The 573-nt window shown below is 59.0% G+C and carries 2 protein-coding genes; both read left to right on the top strand.

The window, feature by feature from the left end:
- Nucleotides 1–208, top strand: a 208-nt coding sequence (locus tag AF337_RS44605; RefSeq protein ID WP_210168078.1) for a hypothetical protein, incomplete at its 5' end; no start/stop codon positions are given.
- A gap of 43 nt (nucleotides 209–251) precedes the next feature.
- Complete coding sequence (locus AF337_RS46105; RefSeq protein ID WP_280138868.1) at nucleotides 252–377, top strand: hypothetical protein; 126 nt, start codon at nucleotides 252–254, stop codon at nucleotides 375–377.
- Nucleotides 378–573 lie beyond the last annotated feature (196 nt).

The raw sequence follows: 573 nt of genomic DNA, 5'->3' as shown, positions 1-573 counted from the left end.
CGCTGACAACGTCGCCGTCGATCCGAACGAAGAATTCGACTTCGAACCTGATATCATCATCGTCCTCGAACACCGTGATGAAAAAGCCTATGTTGTGCATGCCATCGCTCCAGTTTCAGGACCGATATCAGTGCATTCGTTTACAAGCGGTGAACCGACGAATCCTTTGAGATCGCTCGCATTTTACCGATCAGATGACCGACCCTGAAAGATCGGATATCGTATGGACGTCCCGAAAGGAGACACTCCGCATGGCCGCCATCGACGCAAAGGCGCTGGCGCTTTCCGCCGCCCGGAACCGGATCCTTCAGCTTCAGGAGCAGATGACCGACAAGGTGCTGCCGATGGCGGCTGAGGTCGAGAAGCTGCACCATTGATCGCGCCCGATGGCGACCGTTCTCTGGTGCTGACGCGTCGAACTCCGACGACGGCGTTGCCCGGCCTCGTGTACCGCGACCATTCTACGTTCGCCGCCCGAGATCCTTTTCGGCGCGGGAAGGATGGACATAACGTCGTCAATGGAGACCGACCGCCCTGCCCTGCGGGCAACTCTCCGGGCTACTCGGCCGGCCT

Origin of the sequence: Rhizobium ecuadorense, assembly GCF_001187535.1 — a bacterium.
Lineage (GTDB): Bacteria > Pseudomonadota > Alphaproteobacteria > Rhizobiales > Rhizobiaceae > Rhizobium > Rhizobium ecuadorense.
Note: the sequence above shows the minus strand (reverse complement) of the source record. Positions and strands in the feature narration are given on the sequence as shown.

What these genes read in the sequence shown, in the direction of transcription:
- AF337_RS46105 (WP_280138868.1), top strand. Translation starts at nt 252, where the DNA reads ATGGCCGCCATCGACGCAAAGGCGCTGGCGCTTTCCGCCGCCCGGAAC.